This window comes from Streptomyces sp. NPDC002386 (assembly GCF_053593175.1).
Genome location: NZ_JBSFBX010000001.1, coordinates 88,915 through 109,311 on the forward strand (window position 1 = coordinate 88,915; position 20,397 = coordinate 109,311).

Consider the following 20,397-nt stretch of genomic DNA (forward strand, 5'->3'; position numbering starts at 1 on the left):
CCTCAGATCGCGAGCTGCTGCTCGTTGCGGTTCAGCCAGCGGCGGTAGAACGAGGTGAAGACGATCAGGATGGCCAGCAGCAGGATGCCGTAGGCGGCCGACTGCGCGAAGTCACGCGGCTGCTGTCCGAAGCCCAGGTAGTAGGCCCAGGTGACGAGGATCTGTGCGTCCGGCGCCGTGTTGCCGAAGAGCAGGAAGATGACCGCGAACTGGTTGAACGTCCAGATGATGCCCAGCAGCACGACGGTGGAGCTGACCGACCGCAGGCCCGGCAGGGTGACGTACCGGAAGCGCTGCCAGGCGTTCGCGCCGTCCATCTCGGCCGCCTCGTAGAGCGAGGAGTCGATGGACTGCAGGCCGCCGAGCAGGGAGACCATCATGAAGGGCACACCGCACCAGGTGTTGACCATGATGGCGGCGAAGCGCTGCCAGAAGGTGTCCTCGAGCCACAGCGGGGCCGGCAGGTGCAGCGCGTCGAGCGCCGAGTTGATGATGCCCCCGTCGGCGAGCATGAAGCGCCAGCCGAAGACGGTGACGAAGGTGGGCACGGCCCACGGCAGGATGAGGATCAGCCGGTAGAAGGTGCGGCCGCGCAGCTTCTGGTTGAGCAGCAGGGCGAGGCCCAGGCCGATGCAGTAGTGCAGCGCGACACAGAGGGCGGTCCAGGCGATCGTCCAGATGAAGTGCGACCAGAAGCGGTCGTACGCCGTCGGGCCGAACAGGATGTCCTTGTAGTTGTCGAGCCCGATGAACTTGTAGGTGGCGTCGATGTGGTTGACGCCGATGGTGCGGGCGGTGTTCAGGCTGTTGGCGTCGGTGAGCGTCAGGTACAGGCCGTACACCAGCGGGTAGATCACCAGCGCGCCCAGCACGACCGCCACCGGGGCGATCATCGCGTACGCGTACCAGTGTTTCTGGTAGCCACTCTTGATGCGCCGGCCCAGCCCGGGCCGAGGCGCGCGGTCACCGCGGCGCTTGCCGGTCGCGCGGTCGATGGCGACTGTCATGGTTCGACACCTTCTGGAAGATCAGGGTTGGGCCGGGCACAGGGCGGTGGCCACCGGATCCCTCCCCCCCTTTCAGGAGAGGATCCGGCGGCCACTCGGGCTCACTTGCTGAAGTCGGGCACCAGCTTGGCGACGGCCAGCTCGGCGTTGCTCAGGCCCTTGTCCAGCGACTCCTTGCCACCCGCGATCTTGGGCAGCTCGGTGTCCAGCGGACCCCACAGGGAGCTGTACTCGGGCAGCGCCGGGCGGGGCTGGGCGGCGGAGAGGACGCCCTGGTAGCCGGCGATGCCGGGGTCGGCCTTGACCTGGGCGGTGTAGGCGTCACCGCGGGTCGGCAGGGTGGAGTTCTTCAGGGCGATGGTCTCCTGGGACTTCGCCGAGGTCATGAACTTCACGAACTTCAGCGCCGCGGCCTGGTGGGCCTTGTCGGAGCCGGCGTAGACCGAGAGGTTGTGGCCGCCGGTCGGAGCGCCCGCCTTGCCGGCCGAGCCGGCCGGGACGGTGGCGATGCCGAGGTTGGACTTGTCCTTGAAGGCGCTGCCCTTGTAGAAGTTCGTGATCTCCCAGGGGCCCTGGATGATCGCGGCGACCTTGCCGTTGACGAACGCGTCCTGGATGTGGGCGTAGGCGTCGGCGGTGGTGTCGGCCTTGTGCAGACCCTTGCCGGAGAACAGGCTCAGCCAGGTGCCGTAGGCCTTCTTGGCGGCGGCCGAGTTCACCGTGACCTTCTTGGCGGCGGCGTCGACGGTGTCGGTGCCCTCGCCGTACAGGAAGGACTGGGCGTAGTAGGCCTGGGTGGAGCCCCAGTAGCCGCTCACGCCCGCCTTGGCCTGGACCTTGGCGGCGTCGGACTTCAGCTCGTCCCAGGTCTTGGGGGCCTCGGTGATGCCGGCCTTCTTGAAGAGGGCCTTGTTGTAGACCAGGGCGAGGGTGTCGGTGACCAGCGGCACGCCGTAGGTCTTGCCCTCGTACTGGGCCTGCTTGATCAGGTTCGGCTCGAACTTGGCCTGGTCGGCGAGGGCCTCGGTGCCGTCCAGCGGCAGGAAGTAGCCCTTCTTGGCGAAGGCCGGGGTCCAGCCGACCTCGGAGCGCAGCAGGTCCGGGGCACCCTTGGACCCGGCCGCGGTGTCGAACTTGTTCTGCGCCTGGTCGAAGGGCACGTTGACGTACTTGACCTTGACGTCCTTGTTGGCGGCCTCGAACTGCTGGACCAAGGCCTTGTACGTCGGTGCCTCGTTGGTGGCGTTGGAGGTGTCCCACCAGGTGATGGTGACCGGGCCGTCCGACTTGCTGTCGCTGTCGCCACCGCCGCACGCCGTCGCCGCCAGGGCGAGGGACGCCACCAGCGCGGAGGCCGCTATGCCACGCCGCATGAGTTCTCCTTGAGGGTTAAAGCCCGTGTGATGCAGGGGCGGTCCCGTCCGCCGGCCCTGCTGTCTTGCCGACTGCGCCGTTGCCGCGGCCGGGCGACCAGGAACGTAACAGCGATGTAAGCCCCGCGAAAGACCTTGCAGCAAAAAAGTGCAAGAGAACACGACGGTTACCTCGCCGTGACCTGCGCTAGATCCCACCGAAACCCTGTTTCGCCGCCGGTACACGGGTTGACGGACACTTGTGCAAGACTCTGCAAGGCCTTGCCATCCGCCTCCGTCGCCGGAATCATCCCCTTGCGAGCGGACACCGGCTCGACAAGGACCTCACAAGGGACCGCGAAGGACGAGGAGCGCGATGAGGCAGCAATCCCCGGCAGGCCGTTCGGCCGCCCGCGCACGGCGTCCCGTCGGTGTGCAAGGCGGGGTCCGGCCGGTACAGTCCGGTGCCGTGACCACAAGGCTTGCGGACATCGCTGCGCAGGCGGGGGTGAGCGAAGCGACCGTCAGCCGCGTTCTCAACGGCAAGCCGGGCGTCGCGGCCACCACCCGCCAGTCCGTGCTGGCCGCGCTGGACGTGCTCGGCTACGAGCGCCCGGTGCGGCTGCGCCAGCGCAGCGAGGGGCTCGTGGGGCTGATCACCCCCGAGCTGGAGAACCCGATATTCCCGGCCCTGGCCCAGGTCATCGGCCAGGCCCTCACCCGGCAGGGCTACACCCCGGTGCTCGCCACCCAGACCCCGGGCGGGTCGACGGAGGACGAGCTGACCGAGATGCTCGTGGACCGCGGGGTGGCGGGGATCATCTACGTCTCGGGGCTGCACGCGGACACCACCGCCGACATGCAGCGCTACGAGCGGCTGCGGGCGCAGGGCGTCCCGTTCGTGCTGGTGGACGGGTTCTCGCCGAAGGTCGAGGCGCCGTTCATCTCGCCGGACGACCGGGCCGCGATGTCGCTGGCGGTGACGCACCTGGCGTCGCTGGGGCACACCCGGATCGGGCTGGCGCTCGGCCCGAAGCGGTTCGTACCGGTGCAGCGCAAGATCGAGGGCTTCGTACGGGCGGTGCAGGAGCAGCTGGGACTCGCCGCGCAGACGGTGGAGACCGAGCTGATCCAGCACTCGCTGTACACGCTGGAGGGTGGCCAGGCGGCCGCGACGGCACTGATCGGGCGGGACTGCACGGCGGTGGTCTGCGCGAGCGACATGATGGCGCTCGGCGCCATACGGGCCGCCCGGCAGCTCGGCCTGGAGGTGCCGCGGGACATCTCGGTGGTGGGCTTCGACGACTCCCCGCTGATCGCGTTCACCGACCCGCCGCTGACCACGGTCCGCAAGCCCGTCCCGGCGATGGGGCAGGCGGCCGTGCGCACGCTGCTGGAGGACATCGGCGGGACGCCCGCGCCGCACAGCGAGTTCGTGTTCATGCCGGAGCTGGTGGTGCGCGGTTCGACCGCCTCCGCCCCGGGGGACCGCGCCCGCGGCTGAGCCGGTGCGGGCACGCGTGACGGCCCGCCCGGGACCGCGGACGGGAGCCGGGCGCGCGCCGTAGGACGTGCGGCCCGGAACCGGGCTTGGGATGATCTGTCGGAGAAGTCTTTTCTGGCAGACTGCGTGGCTATGAGTGACTCGACCGTGACAGAGCCGGAAGGTCGCGAGGAGGTGGCCGTTCCGCGGGCCGTCACGGGCGAGGACAGTCGGGGCCGTCTGCACCGCCTGCGCAGCCCGCGCCGGCCCCGGCTCTGGTTCGAGATCCTGCTGATCGCGGTGAGTTACTGGACGTACTCCATGATCCGCAACGCGGTCCCGGAGCAGCGGGCGAAGGCGCTGCGCAACGCCGACTGGGTCTGGCGGGCCGAGCACCAGGCGGGCGTCGCCGTCGAGCAGTCCGTCAACCATGCCGCCAATGCGGTGACTTGGCTGATCGTCGGGATGAACTACTACTACGCCACGCTGCACTTCGTGATCACCATCGCGGTCCTGGTGTGGCTCTACCACTGGCATCCCGGGCGCTACGCGGCGACCCGGCTGACGCTGTTCGCGACCACGGGTGCGGCCCTGGCCGGCTACTACCTGTTCCCGCTGGCCCCGCCCCGGCTGATGAACGGCGGCCGCTTCGTCGACACGGTCTCGGCGCACCACACCTGGGGTTCGATGGCCTCGGGCGACCTGAAGCACATGTCGAACCAGTACGCGGCGATGCCGTCGATGCACATCGGCTGGTCGCTGTGGTGCGGCCTGACGGTCTTCGCGCTGGCGTCGGTGCCCTGGGTCCGGGTGCTGGGACTGGTGTACCCGGCGGCGACCCTGCTGGTGATCGTCGCCACCGCCAACCACTTCTGGCTGGACGCGGTGGGCGGGGCGGTCTGCCTGGCCTTCGGCTTCACGGTGGCCCGGCTCTGGTACGGCGGCCTGCCGTACGCGCTGCCGAGGCTGGTGCCCTCGCGGACCGCGGCGCGGGCTCAGGCACCGTCCGCGTAGAACTGCTGCTCCACGACCGTGCGCGCCCTGCGGGTGGTGCGGCGGTACGCGTCCAGCATGTCCCCGGCATGACCGGAGCCGTAGCCGAGGTAGCGCCCGACGGCGGCCAGTTCGCGCGGCTCGGTGGGGAAGGTGTCCCCGGCCCGGCCCCGGACCAGCATGACCGCGTTGCGCACCCGGGTGGCCAGCACCCACGCCTCGTCCAGCACGGCGGTGTCCTCGGCGGAGAGCAGCCCGGCCTCCTGGGCGGCGGCCAGGGCCGCGCGGGTGCGGGTGGTGCGCAGACCGGGCTCGCGCGCGCCGTACCGGAGCTGGAGCAGTTGCACGGTCCACTCCACGTCGGAGAGGCCGCCGGGACCGAGCTTGGTGTGCAGCTTGGGGTCGGCGCCGCGCGGGAGCCGCTCGGACTCCATGCGGGCCTTGAGCCGGCGGATCTCGCGGACCTCGTCCTCGCCGAGCCCCGCCTGCGGATGGCGCAGCGGGTCGATCAGCTCGGTGAAGCGGCGGCCGAGATCGGCGTCCCCGGCGACCGGCTCGGCCCGCAGCAGCGCCTGCGACTCCCAGACCAGCGACCAGCGGCGGTAGTAGGCCTCGTACGACTTCAGGGTGCGCACCAGCGGCCCGGACTTGCCCTCGGGGCGCAGCCCGGCGTCGATGAGCAGCGGCGGGTCGGCGCTGGGGAGCTGCAGCAGCCGGCGCATCTCGGCGACGACCTTGTTGGCGGCCGCCGCGGCCTCCTGCTCGTCGACGCCGTCCCGCGGCTCGTGCACGAACAGCACGTCGGCGTCGGAGCCGTAGCCCAGCTCGTTCCCGCCGAAGCGGCCCATGGCGATGATCGCGAACCGGGTCGGCAGGGTGTCGCCCCAGCCCTCGCGGACCACCGCGCGCAGGGTGCCGGCCAGGGTGGCGGCGGTCAGGTCGGAGACGGCGGCGCCGACCCGGTCCACCAGGGCGCCCTGGTCGGCCTCGGCGGCGCTGGTCTCGGTGCCGTAGGAGCCGACGATGTCCGCGGCGGCCGTGCGGAACAGCTCGCGGCGGCGGACGCCGCGGGCCGCGGTGACGCCCTGGGCGGCGTTCTCCGCGCGGCGCACGGCGGCGAGCACCTCCTGCTCGAGCTGGCCGCGCTCGCGGGGCTCCAGGCCGCCGCCGCGGTCGCCGTCGCCGAGCAGCGCCACCGCCTCGGGGGCGCGCATCAGCAGGTCGGGGGCGAGGCGGCCGGCCGACAGGACGCGGGCCAGGTTCTCGGCGGCCGCGCCCTCGTCCCGCAGCAGCCGCAGGTACCAGGGGGTCTTGCCGAGCGCGTCGGAGACCTTGCGGAAGTTGAGCAGGCCGGCGTCCGGGTCGGCGGAGTCGGCGAACCAGCCGAGCAGGACGGGCAGCAGGGTGCGCTGGATGGCCGCCTTGCGGGTCACTCCGGAGGCGAGGGCCTCCAGGTGGCGCAGGGCGGCGGCCGGGTCGGCGTAGCCGAGGGCGACCATGCGCTCGCGGGCCGCCTCGGCGCTGAGCCGGGCCTCGCCGGGCGCGAGCTGGGCGACCGCGTCGAGCAGCGGGCGGTAGAAGAGCTTCTCGTGCAGCCGACGTACGACGCCGGAGTGCCGCTTCCACTCGCGCCGCAGGCCGGTCACCGGGTCGGTGCGCAGGCCCAGTGAGCGGCCGAGGCGGCGCAGGTCGGCCTCCGCCTCGGGGACGAGATGGGTGCGGCGCAGCCGGTAGAGCTGGATGCGGTGCTCCATGGAGCGCAGGAAGCGGTAGGCCTCGTCGAGGCGGGCGGCGTCCTCGCGGCCCACGTAGCCGCCGGAGGCGAGGGCCCGCAGCGCGTCCAGGGTGGTGCCGCTGCGCAGGGTGGCGTCGGTGCGGCCGTGCACGAGCTGCAGCAGCTGTACGGCGAACTCGACGTCCCGCAGCCCGCCCGGGCCGAGCTTGAGCTGGCGGTCGAGCTCGGCGGCGGGGATGTTCTCGATGACGCGGCGGCGCATGCGCTGCACGTCGGCGACGAAGTTCTCCCGCTCGGCGGCCTGCCAGACCAGGGGGCCGAGGGCGTCGGTGTAGGCCTTGCCCAGCTCGGCGTCGCCGGCGACCGGGCGGGCCTTGAGCAGCGCCTGGAACTCCCAGGTCTTGGCCCAGCGCTGGTAGTAGGCGAGGTGGCTGCTGAGGGTGCGCACCAGGGGGCCGTTGCGGCCCTCGGGGCGGAGGTTGGCGTCGACGGGCCAGATGGAGCCCTCGACGGTGGTCTCCGAGCAGATCCGCATCATGTGCGAGGCGAGCTTGGTGGCGGATCTGAGCGCCTTGTCCTCGTCCGCGCCGTCGGCCGCCTCGGCCACGAAGATCACGTCCACGTCGGAGACGTAGTTCAGCTCGTGTCCGCCGCACTTGCCCATCGCGATCACCGCGAGGCGGCAGGCGGCGGCGTCCCCGGGGGCGTCCTTGCGGGCCTGGGACAGGGCGGCGCGCAGGGTGGCGGTGGCGAGGTCGGCCAGCTCGGCGGCGGTGTCGGCGACGTCGATGGTGCCGCAGACGTCCCGGGCGGCGATGGAGAGCAGACAGCGGCGGTAGGCCACCCGGAGGGAGACGGGGTCGGTGGCCTCCGCGAGGCCCCGCTCGAACTCCTCCACCCCTCGGTGCAGGTCCCGGGGCTCGTAGGTGACCAGGGCCTGCCAGTCGCCGGCGTGCCGGGCGAGGTGGTCGGCGAGGGCGGCGGAGGCGCCGAGGACGCCGAGCAGGCGGTCGCGCAGCGGCTTGGACGCGGTCAGGGTGTCCAGCAGCTCGCGGCGGGCGGTCGGGGCGGGCTGCGCCTCCAGGAGCCGGACCAGTCCGTGCAGGGCGAGGTCGGGATCGGCGGTGGCGCCGAGGGCCTCCAGCAGCACCGGGTCGTCGCGCACCGCCGCCAGCTCGCCGCTGTCCAGCAGCCGCTCGGCGTCGGACGGATCGGTGAAGCCGTGCCGCAGCAGCCGCGTGAAGGTACTGCTTCTGCGCCCCGGCGTCATGCCCGGCCTCCCCTGCGATCAGTCCACCTCGTCCTGCGCCGAGCCTAACCGCACAGGGGCCGGCCCCGCCTGATGCGGACGGCCCCGGTGCCCGCGCCGACGAGGGCGGCACCCAGCAGTTCACCCGCTCTTCATCCGCGGGGTTCGGGCCCGTGGGCCACGGGCATATTGGCGTGTGCATGCTCTGTCCGCACCGCCAGCCCCGCACCCCCTACCGGAGGTTGATGTGTCCGGCAGTCCCGTGTACCGCCGTGCCCGTACGCTCGTGGCCTCGGTGACCGCTCTCGCCGCGGCCGCGATCGGTCTGTGGACCGGGCTCGGCGGTGAGTCCGCGCATGCCGCGGGCGCCGTGCCGAGCCCGGACCACGTGGTCGTCGTGGTCTTCGAGAACCACGCCTACAGCCAGGTCATCGGCTCCTCCAGCGCCCCGTACATCAACTCGCTCAAGTCCGGCGGCGCCAACCTGAGCCAGGCGTACGGCGAGACCCACCCGAGCCAGCCCAACTACTTCGCCCTGTTCTCCGGTTCGACGCAGGGCGTCACGGACGACAGCTGCTACACCCCGGGCTTCTCGTCCGCGCCGAACCTGGCCTCGGAGACGATCGCCGCCGGCCGGAGCTGGGCCAGCTACAACGAGACGCTGCCGAGCCAGGGTTCGACCACGTGCAGCAGCGGCAAGTACGCGCGCAAGCACAACCCGTGGTTCGGCTTCAGCAACGTACCGACGTCGAGCGCCAGGACCTTCGCGCAGTTCCCGGCGGACTACTCGGCCCTGCCCCAGATCTCGTTCGTGATCCCCAACCTGTGCAGCGACATGCACGACTGCTCGGTGTCGACGGGTGACACCTGGCTGCAGAACAACCTGGGCGCGTACGCGACCTGGGCCAAGACCCACAACAGCCTGCTCGTCGTCACCTTCGACGAGGACAACCGGCTCAGCGGCAACCGCATCCCGACGGTCCTGTACGGACAGCCGGTCACCCCCGGGGCCTCGTCCGCCACCACCTACAACCACTACGACCTGCTGCGCACCCTGGAGGACACCCAGGGCCTGAGCACGCACGCGGGCAACGCGGCCTCCGCCAAGGACATCACCGGCGTCTGGGCGTCCTGACGTGTACGTAGCGGACAGCCGCGCCGGTACGCCGGCGTCCGCGGAAGGCGCCGTCCGGCCGGTGGCCGGGCGGCGCCGTGCCGCGGTGGCCCCCACGGTGCTCGCCCTCGGCACGGTCAGCCTGGTCACCGACGTGTCGTCCGAGATGGTCACGGCGGTGCTGCCGCTGTACCTGGTGTCCGGGCTCGGCCTGTCCCCGCTGGGCTTCGGACTGCTCGACGGCATCCACAACGGCTTCTCCGCCCTCGTACGGCTGGTGGGCGGTCACCTGGCCGACCGGGGCGGCGGCCGGCACAAGTGGGTGGCGGGACTGGGCTACGGCGTCTCGGCGCTGTGCAAGCCCCTGCTGCTGGTGGCGCACTCGCTCACCCCGATCGGGATCGTCCTGGCCGCCGACCGCACCGGCAAGGGGCTGCGCACCGCTCCCCGGGACGCGCTGATCTCGCTGTCCAGCACACCGGAGACCCGCGGCCGGGCGTTCGGGGTGCACCGCGCGATGGACACCGCCGGCGCCCTGCTCGGCCCGCTGGCGGCCTTCCTGATCCTGCGGGCCACGGTGGACGGCTACGACGCGGTGTTCACGGTCAGCTTCTGCGTGGCGGTGACCGGCGTGCTGGTGCTCGTACTGTTCGTGCCGGACGGCCCCGCGGGAGCGGCCCCGGCCGCGGCCCAACGTCCCACGGTGCGCGCGGCGCTGGCCCTGCTGCGCCGCCGCGACCTGCGCCGCGTCACCGTCTGCGCGCTGCTGCTCGGCCTGGCCACGGTCGGCGACTCCTTCGTCTACCTGCTGCTGCAGCGCCGTCTCGGCGTGCCCGACCGCTGGTTCGCGCTGCTGCCGCTCGGCACCGCCGCCGCGTTCCTGCTGCTGGCGACGGGGCTGGGCCGGCTGGCGGACCGGGTGGGCCGCTGGGCGGTCTTCCTGGCCGGCCACGCGGCTCTGCTCCTGTGCTACGTCCTGCTGCTCACCTCCTGGCACGGGACCGCCCTGCCGTACCTCGTCCTGGCCCTGCACGGCGCCTTCTACGCGGCCACCGACGGGGTGCTGATGGCGGCGGCCTCGGACGGCGTACCGGAGGCGCTGCGCTCCTCGGGCCTGGCCGTGGTGCAGACCGGGCAGGCGCTGGCCCGCTTCGCCTGCTCGCTGCTGTTCGGCGCGGCCTGGACGGTGTGGGGCGACCGCGCGGCACTGGCCGGCGCCACGGTCGCGCTGGCCGGGTGCGCGGCGTTCTCCCTCACCCTGCGTCCCGGCGGCACCCCCCGCGTCCCGGGCACACCGGAAGGCACCACGACCGCATGACCGCACGTACCCGCGTCCTGATCCTGCTCACGGCCGTCGCGGTGCTGGCCGCGGTCGCCCTGGCGTCCGTGCTCCACGCGTCGGCGCGCGCGGACCGCCGCGACCACGCGCAGGCCGGCGGCCCCGCGGTCGCACCGGGCCCGGTGACGCTGACCGGCCACGGCCGGATGGTCTTCCGCAACATGGCGTGGGGCCCGCACCGCGACGAGCTGACCACGGTCCCGGCCGCCGACCCGGCCGGACCGCGCACCGCCTCGGGCGTCAAGTGCCTGCGCTTCCACGCCGCCGCAGGCACCGGGGTCTGTCTGCAGGCCGTGCACGGCCCGGTCTCGGACACCTACCGCGCGCTGATCCTGGACGCGCGCCTGAAGGAACGGGCGCGCTACGACGTGCCCGGCATCCCCTCGCGGGCCCGGGTCTCCCCCACCGGGCACTTCGCCGCCTGGACGGCGTTCGTGGGCGGCGACTCGTACGCGGGCACCGACTTCTCCACCCGGGCGGCGATCGTCGACACCCGTACCGGCAGGCTGATCCCGACCCTGGAGTCCTTCCGGATCGTCAAGGACGGGCACCCCTACCGGGCGGCCGACGTCAACTTCTGGGGCGTGACGTTCGCCGCCGACGACCGCACGTTCTACGCGACGCTGGCGACGGGCGGCAGCACCCGTCTGGTGCGCGGCGATCTCCGCGCGCGCACGGTCACCACCCTGCACACCGACGTCGAGTGCCCGTCCCTCTCCCCCGACGGCACCCGCGTCGCCTACAAGAAGCGGGTCAGGGGCCTGCCCAAGGACGCCCCCTGGCGCCTGTACGTCCTGGACCTGCGCACGATGCGCGAGACGCCGCTGGCGGAGACCCGGAGCGTGGACGACCAGGCGCTGTGGCGGGACGACCACACGGTGGTGTACGCGCTGCCGGGCGACTACGGGGCCGACCTCTACACGGTCCCGGCGGACGGGACCGGCACCCCGCGGCGCCTGCTGACGGCGGGTCTGTCCCCCGTATTCTCGCGTTGAACGCCTTTTTAACGGAGTATTCGACTCTTCATCAGAAATGACGTCGCCACTGCTCCGTCCGGATCAGACTCACTCGAATGCCGCGCATCCGGAGGAGTTCGGCCGCGTTAGCGGAATATGACGAAAGCAAGGCGCTTGAGGGTACGCGATGCGGCCCAGGGGGACCTCGGTCTGCGCCGGAACGACCAGGGACGCTCCGGCTGCCACGCGGCCGGCTGACGGGGGCGGGTCTTTTTCCGTGAACAACGAATACGCGGATTTCTATTCGACGGCCCCCCTGGAGGAGAGCTGGGACCCGGTCGAGGAACTCACCTATCTGCTGCAGGACGCCGCGAGCACGCAGGCGGCCCAGCACGCGGCCCCCGTGCCGCCCCCGCGCAACGGACAGCCCTACGGCACCGAGCCGGTGTACGGCACGGGGGCGGGGTACGGGGCCGAACCGGCCTACGGCACGGGGACCGCGTACGGGGGTGAACCGGCCTACGGCTCGGGCACCGTGTACGGGGGCGACCCGACGTACGGCACCGGGACCGCGTACGGAGGCGAACCGGCCTACGGGGGACAGCCGTTGTACGGGGCCGAGCCGTCGTACGAAACGGAGCCGCCGTTCGCGGCCGAGCCGGCCTACGGGAGCGAGCCGGCCTACGGAGGTGAGCCGTCGTACGGCACCGGGGCCGAGCCGCCGTACGGCACCGAGCGCGGCCCCGGCGACCCGATGGAGAACCTTGCGCGGATCACCAGCGAACTGCCGCCCATCCGGCGCCATCCCGTCGGGCACCGGAAGGTGCGCACGCGCAGACTGCTGCGCTTCACGTGGCTGCAGACGGTCAGCTTCCTGATCGCGGCGCTCGCCGCCGCCATCGTGGCGATGGTGAGCGTGTTCGGCGGCCTGGCCGCCTACGCGCCGCTCCAGCACATCGCGGCCAGGACCCGGAGCGGCCCGCTGCACTGGTGGCCGCTGCTCGTCTACGGCCCCTGGATGGTGGCCTCGCTCTCCATCCTGCGGACCGCGCTGCACCGGCGGCGCGCCCTGCACTCCTGGTGCGTGGTGCTGCTGTTCTCCTCCGTCGCGATGACGCTCTGCGTGGCCGAGGCCGAACGGTCCTTCACCGGGGTGGCCGCGGCCGTCCTGCCGGCCCTCGCCGCCCTGACCTGCTTCCAGCAACTGGTTCAGCAGGTCACCCTGACCCGGCCGCCGCGCCAGCGCATCTCCCGGCACCGGCAGCGCCCCGCGCAGGGGGCCCGGGGCAGATGACCCGCGCGACGGGCCACCGGCCACCGGTGGCCCGTCCGGGCGGCGGACCGCCCCGGACGGTGGCGTCACCGGCCGTGCCGGATTGCGATCATGCGGCCCCCGTGAACCCATTCATTGCATGATCAGACACGTGATGCGCACGCTCTGCGCCGCCGCCCTCGCGGCCGCCCCCCTCGCCCTGACCGCGACGCCCGCTCAGGCCCTGACGTCGTGCACGGTCAACGGCGTTCCCGTGTCCGGCACGACCGTCAACGGTACGGCCGGTTCCGACTACATCAGCTGCGGTGCCCTCGCCCCGGGCGACAGCGTCAACGGCCTGGGCGGGAGCGACTACATCGCCGTCAACGGCGTCGTCGCCGGCACCGTCGACGGTGGCGCCGGCGGTGACTCCGTCACGGCCAACTCGGGCACCACGTCGAGCGGGAGGATCCTCGGCGGCGACGGCGGCGACTCCCTGTTCGTGGGCCCGAACGCCGGCTTGGTCGACGGTGGGCCCGGAGCGGACTTCTGCCGGGTCGCCTCCGGCAACCCGCCCGTCAACTGCTGACCTGCCTGCGGGAGTTCCCTAGTCCTCCGGCTCCCAGGCCCGGAGCAGGTCGAGGAGGCCGGCGTCCCCGTCGATCCGCAGGGAGTCGGCCGGGATCCGGTCGTAGAAGTAGAGGACCAGCTCACCGGCCGTGCCCCGGACGGAGACGCCGGCCGTCTCCGGGTCCGCGCCGGTGGCGGGCAGGCGGGTGAACCGTGCGCCGTCACCGTCGGTCGCGAGGCGCCAGGAGCGGCCCTCGGTGGCGTGGAAGTCGAAGACGGCGGGCTTGTGCGGCCAGGCGCTGGTCGTCGCGCAGCAGGAGGACAGGAACTCCTCGGCACCGTCGAGGGCCACCTCGTCCGGCAGCGGCCGCGGGGCGCCCAGGGTGAGCTGGACGTCGTAGGTGTGCACCGCGGACTCCTGGACCCGGTGCCGGGCGACGCCGCCGGAGGTCCGCGGCGACTGCGAGGTCCCCCACCACGTCCAGCAGCCGCGGTCCGGGCCCGCCTCGCGCAGCGCGCTCAGCAGCAGCTCCGTCGACTCGGCCAGCCAGACCAGCAGGGCCTCGCGCTCGAGCGGCGCGGCCACGGCGGCGCCGCAGGCGACGGCCGCCCGCTCGGCGACGGCCTCGGCCGGGGGCGCGTCGGCCGGACCCGCGCCGACGACGGCTGCCCAGAAGCGGTCTCCCCCGCCCAGGTGCTGCACCAGGTCGAACAGCGTCCACTCGGGGCAGGAGGGAACCCGCGCGTCGAGGCCGGGCGCGGCGGCGACCGCGGCCCGGAAGGCCGCCGACCGTTCGTCGATCAGCCGCAGCAGGCCGGAGAACTCCAGATTGTTTTCCACTGCGGCTGTCTATCACCGGGCCCCGGAGCCGGAACAGTGATTTCCCGTCCACCGGCAGCGACCGCCCTCTGCCGCGCCGGGAGGATACGCTCGGCACGGCGCGCTCAGGGGAGGGTGAGTCGATGTCGAGCCGGATCGTTCATCTGATCACCAGCGACCCGCACGAGCTGCGCATGTCCCAGGACTACGCGGCGATCCTGTGTTCCCTGCTCGGCGCCATCCTGCTGGTGAGCGCGGTCGAGGCGGCGAGGACACAGCGGACCGCGGCCGCGGAGAAGCAGAAGCTGCGCCTGATGTTCGCGGACGAGATCCGCGAGAGCGCCGTGGCGCACCGGACCGGGGCCGAGATCCCGGCACCGCGAAGGGTCGCGGTACGCAGTGCGGTGCGGATCTACCGGATGCTCCGCGCCCACCTCGACAGGATGCTCAACTTCCTCTACGTCCTGTGGGCGTTCATCGTCACCGCCGCGTCGGTCCTGCTGTGCGCCACCATCGGCTGGTCGGCCGGGAAGGCCGGCGACCCGGCCCGCGACATCGCCTGGCTGGACCTCTGGGGCGCCGTACTCCTCATCACCTTCACCGGGTTCTGCACGGGATTCCGGTACGTGGCCCTGCGCCCGATACGCAAATGGGAGGAACGCATGGAGGTGGCCCGCCGCATGGGCCTGTCCCGGGCCGAGACGACGAGCCTGGTGAATGCGTGGGCCCGCCACCACCGGACGAAATGGTGAACCTTTCCCGCCCACTCCTGCGCACGACGAGGAGCGGCCCCGCATGGATGGATCCGTGACAGACCCCGAAGACCGCGAGCAGCAGGCAGACGTCACCCGCCTGCTGCTGTACTACCTGAACGCCCCCATCGCCGACTACTGCCATCTGCGCGGTGTCCTCCCCGCCCCCGGCGCCGTACGGATCGCCGTTCGCGCCGGGAAGGACGAGCACGCCATGAGCTTCCTGTACGAGATCCCCCACGACTCGGTGACGCCGTACTACATCCCCGGCCTGCTGCGCACCGTCCTGACCGGGCCCCAGATCTACAGCAGCAGCGACGTCGACGAGGTCATGGGGATGACGCTCATCCGCCTTCGTCCGCAGGAGATCACCCCGACTCCGGAGACCGAGCAAGGCGAGGCGCTCACCGCCGTACGCGCCCTCTCCGATCCCGGAGACGACGAGAACCCTTTCCTGATCGGCTTCCTCATGCGCGGCGACGGCCTGATCCGCCTGTACGTGCAGCGCCCCGACCAGCCGGGCATCATCGGGGTCGACATCCGGTTGACCGGGACGCCGACGACCGCCCTCCTCGCCTCCCTGCCCTCCCTCATCGGGGAGGAGCAGTACCGGCGCCCAGCCCCGGACGACCCGCACTGCGACCTACTGGCCGATCTGACCTACTGGTAGAGCTCGTCCGACCGCAGAAACAAGGGGCCGACGGTCCGCGACCGTCGGCCCCACGAATCGGCGATGATCCGCCCTTACAGCACCGGCAGGTTCTTCCGCAGCTCGAACGCCGTCACCTCGGACCGGTACTCCTCCCACTCCGACTTCTTGTTGCGCAGGAAGAAGTCGAAGACGTGCTCGCCGAGGGTCTCGGCGACCAGGTCGCTGCTCTCCATGAGGGTCAGGGCCTCGCCGAGGTTCTGCGGGAGGGGCTCGATGCCCATCGCGCGGCGCTCGGCGTTGGACAGGGCCCAGACGTCGTCCTCGGCGCCCGGCGGGAGCTCGTAGCCCTCCTCGATGCCCTTCAGACCCGCCGCCAGGAGCACGGCGTACGCCAGGTAGGGGTTGGTGCCGGAGTCCAGGGAGCGGACCTCCACGCGCGCGGAGCCGGTCTTGCCGGGCTTGTACATGGGCACGCGGACCAGGGCGGAGCGGTTGTTGTGGCCCCAGCAGATGTAGGAGGGGGCCTCGCCGCCGGCGCCCGCCGTGCGCTCCGAGCCGCCCCAGATGCGCTTGTAGGAGTTCACCCACTGGTTGGTGACCGCGGAGATCTCCGCCGCGTGCCGCAGCAGGCCCGCGATGAAGGAGCGGCCGACCTTGGAGAGCTGGTACTCGGCGCCCGACTCGTAGAACGCGTTGCGGTCGCCCTCGAAGAGGGACAGGTGGGTGTGCATGCCGGAGCCGGGGAACTCCGAGAACGGCTTCGGCATGAAGGTCGCCTGGACCCCCTGCTCCAGCGCCACCTGCTTCATGACCAGGCGGAACGTCATGATGTTGTCCGCCGTGGACAGGGCGTCGGCGTAGCGCAGGTCGATCTCCTGCTGGCCGGGGGCGCCCTCGTGGTGGGAGAACTCCACCGAGATGCCCATCGACTCCAGCATGGTGATCGCCTGCCGGCGGAAGTCCATGCCCACGTTCTGCGGGGTGTGGTCGAAGTAGCCCGAGTTGTCGGCCGGGGTCGGCCGGGAGCCGTCGACGGGCTTGTCCTTGAGCAGGTAGAACTCGATCTCGGGGTGCGTGTAGAAGGTGAAGCCCAGGTCGGAGGTCTTGGCCAGGGCGCGCTTGAGGACGTAGCGCGGGTCGGCGAAGGACGGGGAGCCGTCGGGCATCAGGATGTCGCAGAACATCCGGGCGGTGCCGGGGGCCTCGGCGCGCCAGGGCAGGATCTGGAAGGTGGAGGGGTCCGGCTTGGCGATCATGTCGGACTCGTAGACCCGGGCGAAGCCCTCGATGGCGGAGCCGTCGAAGCCGATGCCCTCGTCGAAGGCCTGCTCCAGCTCGGCCGGAGCCACGGCCACGGACTTCAGGAAGCCCAGCACGTCCGTGAACCACAGGCGTACGAACCGGATGTCGCGCTCCTCCAACGTCCGGAGCACGAACTCCTGCTGCTTGTCCATCTTCCGCTTCCCCATCCTTGCTGGTCAGGCCGCCCGGGTTCCCGCATCGCGGGGGCAGGCGGTCGGGCACCTGAGCATCACACCACAACACCGTTTCACGTGCGTTGCGGACCTTGATCGCCCGGGCGTCCTCGGCCTGAACGCCTCACATACGGCAGGTGTACCGCGCTGCCGCCCATCTTGCCTGCCCGGGGCGGCATCCGTAATGGCCGGTCCCCTTCCATGACCGGTGCCCCGCGGGCGTGACCGACACCACGGGCCTTTAATTTGCATCTCAGATGCAAGTTTAACTAGCGTTCTGATCAGCCGAGCGATCGAGCGAGTCGAAGCGATCGAGCCCATCGAGGAGTCCTGATGCTGTCCGAGCAGTCAGCAGCCACCGTCCGCGCCACCCTGCCCGCCGTCGGCGCCGCCATCGGCGAGATCACCGAGCGCTTCTACGCCCGGCTGTTCGAGGCCCACCCGGAACTGCTGCGGGATCTGTTCAACCGCGGCAACCAGGCCGCCGGCATCCAGAAGCAGGCCCTGGCGGGCTCCATCGCCGCCTTCGCCACCCACCTCGTGGACGACCCCGGGCAGCGGCCCGACGCGATGCTCGAGCGCATCGCCCACAAGCACGCCTCGCTGGGCATCGTCCCGGAGCAGTACCCGGTCGTACACGAGCACCTGTTCGCCGCCATCGCCGAGATCCTGGGCGACGCGGTCACACCCGAGGTCGCCGCCGCCTGGACCGACGTCTACTGGCTGATGGCCAACGCCCTCATCGCCATCGAGAGGCGGCTCTACGCGCGGAGCGAGCAGCGCGGCTGGCGCGCGTGGAAGGTCGTCGAGCGGACCGAGGAGACCGCCGACGTCGCGAGCTTCCGGCTCCGGCCGGCGGACGACGGCCCGGTGCCCGGCTACCGCGCCGGCCAGTACGTCTCGGTCCGTGTCACCCTCGCGGACGGCGCCCGGCAGATCCGCCAGTACAGCCTGACCGCGGCCCCCGGCTCGCCGGAGCGGCAGTTCGCCGTCAAGCGGGTGACCGGCGACGGCACCGCGCCCGACGGCGAGGTCTCCAACCACCTGCACGCCCACGTGCGCGAGGGTGACGTGCTCCAGCTCTCCGCCCCCTACGGCGACCTGGTCCTGGAGGACACCGAGGCGCCGCTGCTGCTCGCCTCCGCCGGTATCGGCGTCACCCCGATGATCGCCATGCTGGAGCAGCTCGCCCTCACCGGGCACCGGGCCCCGGTGACCGTGGTGCACGCCGACCGCTCCCCCGCCGCGCACGCCCTGCGCTCCGACCACGAGGCGTACACGGCGAAGCTGCCCGACGCCGAGCCGGTCTTCTTCTACGAGCGGTACGACGAGGACACGGTGGGTGCCGGGCGGCCCGGCCTGGTCGACCTGACGGACGTCGACGTCCCGGCCGGAACGCACGCCTACCTCTGCGGTCCGCTGCCCTTCATGCGCGCGGTGCGCGCCCAGCTCGTCGAGAAGGGTGTGGCCCCCGCCGACATCCACTACGAGGTGTTCGGACCGGACCTCTGGCTCGCCTCCGCCGCCTGACCCGGACGAGCGCGAAGGGCGCCCCGCGGGACCCCACCGGTCCGGCGGGGCGCCCTTCCGTGTCACCGGGTACGGCGCCCGCTCCCCCTGCCACGGGGGGCTCCGTCACAGGGGCTGCGGCGCCCGGCCGATCTCCAGCAGCAGCGGAGCCGTCGGGTCGACGACGATGTCCTGCACCGTCACCGGGTCCAGCGCCGCGTAGAACGCCTCCTGGGCCCGGCGCAGCGCGCCCCGCAGCCGGCAGCCCGTGTTCAGCGGGCAGGGTGCGACGCCCTGGCCGGCGCCCTCGCAGTCGACGACGTCGCCGTCGCCCTCGAAGGCGCGCACCACGGCGCCCACCGACGCCGTGCGACCCTTTTCGGTCAGACTCAGGCCGCCGCCCCGGCCGCGGCGGGCGTCGACCAGCCCCATGTGCTGGAGTTCGGCGACGACCTTGGCCGCGTGGGTGTAGGGCACGTCCATGTCCCCCGCGACCTGACGTGTCGTGGGGCTGGTCGCGTCGGCGACGGTGAGTCGCATGAGGACCCGAAGGGCCAGGTCGGTGGAGCGCAGCAGCCGCATGTCACGAGGGTAGGTAATGCGCATCGCGCGTTCAAATTATTCGGTTCACGTGCCCTCGCTGCGGAACGGGACCGCGGGCGCACTACGATCGGCGAGCCCCATCGTCCACGCCCCTTTCCCCAGAAGGACACGCCTCATGGGTTCCGCCAAGAACAGCAGCGCCGCGCGCAAGGCACGCATCGAGGAGATGCGGCGCGCCGAGCAGGCCCGCGCGCGCCGCAACCGGGTGCTCACCGTCGCCGCCAGCGTGGTGGTCGTCGCCGGCCTCGCCGTCGGCGGTGTGGTGCTGGTGAAGTCGCAGTCCGGCAAGAAGGACTCGGCGGCGAGCGGGGACGCCAAGAACGCCGGGGACTCGGGGCACTTCACCACCGGCCCGGACGGGGTGCGGACCTGGTCCGGGAAGCTGTCGCGGACGCACGTCACCAGCAAGGTGTCGTACCCGATGCACCCGCCGGTCGGCGGCAACCACAACCCGATGTGGCTCAACTGCAACGGCGACGTCTACACGGACCCGGTTCAGGACGAGAACGCCGTGCACGCGCTGGAGCACGGCGCGGTCTGGGTGACGTACACCGGCAAGGCCGCCAAGGCGGACGTCGGCGCGCTCGCGGCGAAGGTGAAGAAGACGCCGTACTCGCTGATGAGCCCGTACGAGAACCAGGCCGCGCCGATCATCCTGTCCGCGTGGGGCCACCAGGTGACCGTGAAGAGCGCGAGCGACCCCGAGGTGGACAAGTTCTTCGCCACGTACGTGCAGGGCAAGCAGACGCCCGAGCCGGGCGCCTCCTGCACCGGTGGGGCGATGAAGTGAGGCGGCAGCACGTCGGCTGGGCGGCCGGCGCGGCCGCGGCGGTGCTCGTCGCGGCCGGCGCCATCACCTACGCGGTGGCCGAGGACACCGGCGGGACCGGCCCGGCGACGCCGGCGGCCGACTCCGCCGACGCCGGGTTCGCGCGGGACATGGCCGTCCACCACCAGCAGGCCGTCGAGATGTCGTACATCGTGCGGGACCGCACGAAGAACGAGGAGGTGCGCCGCCTCGCCTACGACATCGCGCAGACCCAGGCCAACCAGCGCGGCATGCTGCTGGGCTGGCTGGACCTGTGGGGGCTGCCGAAGGTGTCCGCCGACCCGCCGATGACCTGGATGGGCATGGGTGACATGCCCGCCGGCAAGGACGGGGCGCTGATGCCGGGGATGGCGACCAACTCCGAGCTGAAGAAGCTCGGCACGCTCGACGGGAAGCAGGCGGAGGTCTTCTACCTCCAGCTCATGACGGACCATCACAAGGGCGGTGTGCACATGGCCCAGGGCTGTGCCGCCAAGTGCACGGTCGGGGTGGAGAAGCGGCTCGCGCAGGGCATGGTCGAGGCGCAGCGGTCGGAGATCGAGCTGATGGCCGGAATGCTCAAGGAGCGTGGCGCACAGCCGCGTTCATAGCGTCATCATCAGGATTCTCATCGTAAAAACCTCAAATCGCCCTGAATGAAGGTTCTTTGAGCTTCTCTTGACCTTCGCGTTCCCCTGGCATGAACGGTTCATCGCAAGAGTGGCCAT

18 protein-coding genes are annotated in these 20,397 nt (G+C 71.8%); 12 read left to right on the forward strand and 6 right to left on the reverse strand.

Features of this window, described 5'->3' with window-relative positions; genetic code table 11:
- Positions 1–2 precede the first annotated feature (2 nt).
- A complete protein-coding gene (locus ACWCPN_RS00405; protein WP_365123142.1) occupies positions 3–1,007 on the reverse strand; it encodes a carbohydrate ABC transporter permease in 1,005 nt (334 codons plus the stop codon).
- Positions 1,008–1,108: 101 nt separating this feature from the next.
- On the reverse strand, positions 1,109–2,380 hold the full coding sequence (locus ACWCPN_RS00410) for an extracellular solute-binding protein (RefSeq protein ID WP_451201425.1): 1,272 nt from the start codon (positions 2,378–2,380) through the stop codon (positions 1,109–1,111).
- Positions 2,381–2,828: 448 nt separating this feature from the next.
- On the opposite strand from ACWCPN_RS00410, the gene ACWCPN_RS00415 reads away from it, so the two are divergent.
- Together ACWCPN_RS00415 and ACWCPN_RS00420 are read left to right on the forward strand one after the other, a co-directional pair.
- Positions 2,829–3,863 (forward strand): LacI family DNA-binding transcriptional regulator, encoded by a 1,035-nt coding sequence (locus ACWCPN_RS00415; protein WP_365123146.1) that lies wholly within the window; start codon positions 2,829–2,831, stop codon positions 3,861–3,863.
- 132 nt (positions 3,864–3,995) lie between these two features.
- On the forward strand, positions 3,996–4,856 hold the full coding sequence (locus ACWCPN_RS00420) for a phosphatase PAP2 family protein (RefSeq protein ID WP_451201428.1): 861 nt from the start codon (positions 3,996–3,998) through the stop codon (positions 4,854–4,856).
- Here ACWCPN_RS00420 and ACWCPN_RS00425 read toward each other — a convergent pair.
- Positions 4,838–7,840 (reverse strand): bifunctional [glutamine synthetase] adenylyltransferase/[glutamine synthetase]-adenylyl-L-tyrosine phosphorylase, encoded by a 3,003-nt coding sequence (locus tag ACWCPN_RS00425; protein WP_451201429.1) that lies wholly within the window; start codon positions 7,838–7,840, stop codon positions 4,838–4,840. The two genes, ACWCPN_RS00420 and ACWCPN_RS00425, sit on opposite strands and share 19 nt — an antisense overlap.
- 226 nt (positions 7,841–8,066) lie before the next feature.
- Here ACWCPN_RS00425 and ACWCPN_RS00430 point away from each other — a divergent pair, with 226 nt between their 5' ends.
- The 5 genes from ACWCPN_RS00430 to ACWCPN_RS00450 all read left to right on the forward strand — a co-directional run bounded on the left by ACWCPN_RS00430 (position 8,067) and on the right by ACWCPN_RS00450 (position 13,069).
- Positions 8,067–8,954, forward strand: a complete 888-nt coding sequence (locus tag ACWCPN_RS00430; RefSeq protein WP_451201432.1) for an alkaline phosphatase family protein — start codon at positions 8,067–8,069, stop codon at positions 8,952–8,954.
- A 1-nt stretch (position 8,955) separates the two neighbouring features.
- Complete coding sequence (locus tag ACWCPN_RS00435) at positions 8,956–10,251, forward strand: MFS transporter (protein WP_451201434.1); 1,296 nt, start codon at positions 8,956–8,958, stop codon at positions 10,249–10,251.
- Positions 10,248–11,267 (forward strand): TolB family protein, encoded by a 1,020-nt coding sequence (locus ACWCPN_RS00440; RefSeq protein ID WP_451201435.1) that lies wholly within the window; start codon positions 10,248–10,250, stop codon positions 11,265–11,267. Before ACWCPN_RS00435 ends, ACWCPN_RS00440 begins: the two co-directional genes overlap by 4 nt.
- A 238-nt stretch (positions 11,268–11,505) precedes the next feature.
- Positions 11,506–12,522: a DUF2637 domain-containing protein gene (locus ACWCPN_RS00445; RefSeq protein ID WP_451201438.1), complete on the forward strand. Its 1,017-nt coding sequence runs from the start codon at positions 11,506–11,508 to the stop codon at positions 12,520–12,522.
- Positions 12,523–12,640: 118 nt separating this feature from the next.
- Positions 12,641–13,069: a hypothetical protein gene (locus tag ACWCPN_RS00450; RefSeq protein WP_451201439.1), complete on the forward strand. Its 429-nt coding sequence runs from the start codon at positions 12,641–12,643 to the stop codon at positions 13,067–13,069.
- A gap of 18 nt (positions 13,070–13,087) precedes the next feature.
- Here ACWCPN_RS00450 and ACWCPN_RS00455 read toward each other — a convergent pair whose 3' ends face one another.
- Positions 13,088–13,891: a maleylpyruvate isomerase family mycothiol-dependent enzyme gene (locus ACWCPN_RS00455; RefSeq protein ID WP_451201440.1), complete on the reverse strand. Its 804-nt coding sequence runs from the start codon at positions 13,889–13,891 to the stop codon at positions 13,088–13,090.
- 122 nt (positions 13,892–14,013) lie between these two features.
- Here ACWCPN_RS00455 and ACWCPN_RS00460 point away from each other — a divergent pair, with 122 nt between their 5' ends.
- Positions 14,014–14,622 carry a hypothetical protein gene (locus tag ACWCPN_RS00460; RefSeq protein WP_451201443.1) on the forward strand — a complete coding sequence of 203 codons (609 nt, stop codon included), beginning with the start codon at positions 14,014–14,016 and terminating at the stop codon, positions 14,620–14,622.
- Between the two features lie 55 nt (positions 14,623–14,677).
- Positions 14,678–15,292 (forward strand): hypothetical protein, encoded by a 615-nt coding sequence (locus ACWCPN_RS00465; RefSeq protein ID WP_451201445.1) that lies wholly within the window; start codon positions 14,678–14,680, stop codon positions 15,290–15,292.
- Between the two features lie 74 nt (positions 15,293–15,366).
- Here ACWCPN_RS00465 and glnA read toward each other — a convergent pair whose 3' ends face one another.
- Positions 15,367–16,728 (reverse strand): type I glutamate--ammonia ligase, encoded by a 1,362-nt coding sequence (gene glnA / locus ACWCPN_RS00470; RefSeq protein WP_199210301.1) that lies wholly within the window; start codon positions 16,726–16,728, stop codon positions 15,367–15,369.
- A gap of 354 nt (positions 16,729–17,082) precedes the next feature.
- Between glnA and ACWCPN_RS00475 the strand changes: the two genes are divergently transcribed.
- Positions 17,083–18,279, forward strand: coding sequence for a globin domain-containing protein (locus ACWCPN_RS00475; protein ID WP_451201446.1), 1,197 nt, complete (start codon positions 17,083–17,085; stop codon positions 18,277–18,279).
- Positions 18,280–18,384: 105 nt separating this feature from the next.
- Here ACWCPN_RS00475 and ACWCPN_RS00480 read toward each other — a convergent pair whose 3' ends face one another.
- Positions 18,385–18,840 carry an RrF2 family transcriptional regulator gene (locus ACWCPN_RS00480; protein WP_392291392.1) on the reverse strand — a complete coding sequence of 152 codons (456 nt, stop codon included), beginning with the start codon at positions 18,838–18,840 and terminating at the stop codon, positions 18,385–18,387.
- A 136-nt stretch (positions 18,841–18,976) separates the two neighbouring features.
- Here ACWCPN_RS00480 and ACWCPN_RS00485 point away from each other — a divergent pair, with 136 nt between their 5' ends.
- Positions 18,977–19,651: a DUF3105 domain-containing protein gene (locus ACWCPN_RS00485; protein ID WP_199210304.1), complete on the forward strand. Its 675-nt coding sequence runs from the start codon at positions 18,977–18,979 to the stop codon at positions 19,649–19,651.
- On the forward strand, positions 19,648–20,280 hold the full coding sequence (locus tag ACWCPN_RS00490) for a DUF305 domain-containing protein (RefSeq protein ID WP_451201449.1): 633 nt from the start codon (positions 19,648–19,650) through the stop codon (positions 20,278–20,280). Before ACWCPN_RS00485 ends, ACWCPN_RS00490 begins: the two co-directional genes overlap by 4 nt.
- Positions 20,281–20,397 lie beyond the last annotated feature (117 nt).

Excerpts from the sequence above, each read along its gene's own strand:
- ACWCPN_RS00405 (WP_365123142.1), bottom strand. The coding sequence starts at position 1,007 with ATGACAGTCGCCATCGACCGCGCGACCGGCAAGCGCCGCGGTGACCGC.
- ACWCPN_RS00410 (WP_451201425.1), bottom strand. The coding sequence starts at position 2,380 with ATGCGGCGTGGCATAGCGGCCTCCGCGCTGGTGGCGTCCCTCGCCCTG.
- ACWCPN_RS00420 (WP_451201428.1), top strand. The coding sequence starts at position 3,996 with ATGAGTGACTCGACCGTGACAGAGCCGGAAGGTCGCGAGGAGGTGGCC.
- ACWCPN_RS00425 (WP_451201429.1), bottom strand. The coding sequence starts at position 7,840 with ATGACGCCGGGGCGCAGAAGCAGTACCTTCACGCGGCTGCTGCGGCAC.
- ACWCPN_RS00440 (WP_451201435.1), top strand. The coding sequence starts at position 10,248 with ATGACCGCACGTACCCGCGTCCTGATCCTGCTCACGGCCGTCGCGGTG.
- ACWCPN_RS00450 (WP_451201439.1), top strand. The coding sequence starts at position 12,641 with ATGATCAGACACGTGATGCGCACGCTCTGCGCCGCCGCCCTCGCGGCC.
- ACWCPN_RS00460 (WP_451201443.1), top strand. The coding sequence starts at position 14,014 with ATGTCGAGCCGGATCGTTCATCTGATCACCAGCGACCCGCACGAGCTG.
- glnA (WP_199210301.1), bottom strand. The coding sequence starts at position 16,728 with ATGGACAAGCAGCAGGAGTTCGTGCTCCGGACGTTGGAGGAGCGCGAC.
- ACWCPN_RS00475 (WP_451201446.1), top strand. The coding sequence starts at position 17,083 with ATGCTGTCCGAGCAGTCAGCAGCCACCGTCCGCGCCACCCTGCCCGCC.
- ACWCPN_RS00480 (WP_392291392.1), bottom strand. The coding sequence starts at position 18,840 with ATGCGGCTGCTGCGCTCCACCGACCTGGCCCTTCGGGTCCTCATGCGA.
- ACWCPN_RS00485 (WP_199210304.1), top strand. The coding sequence starts at position 18,977 with ATGGGTTCCGCCAAGAACAGCAGCGCCGCGCGCAAGGCACGCATCGAG.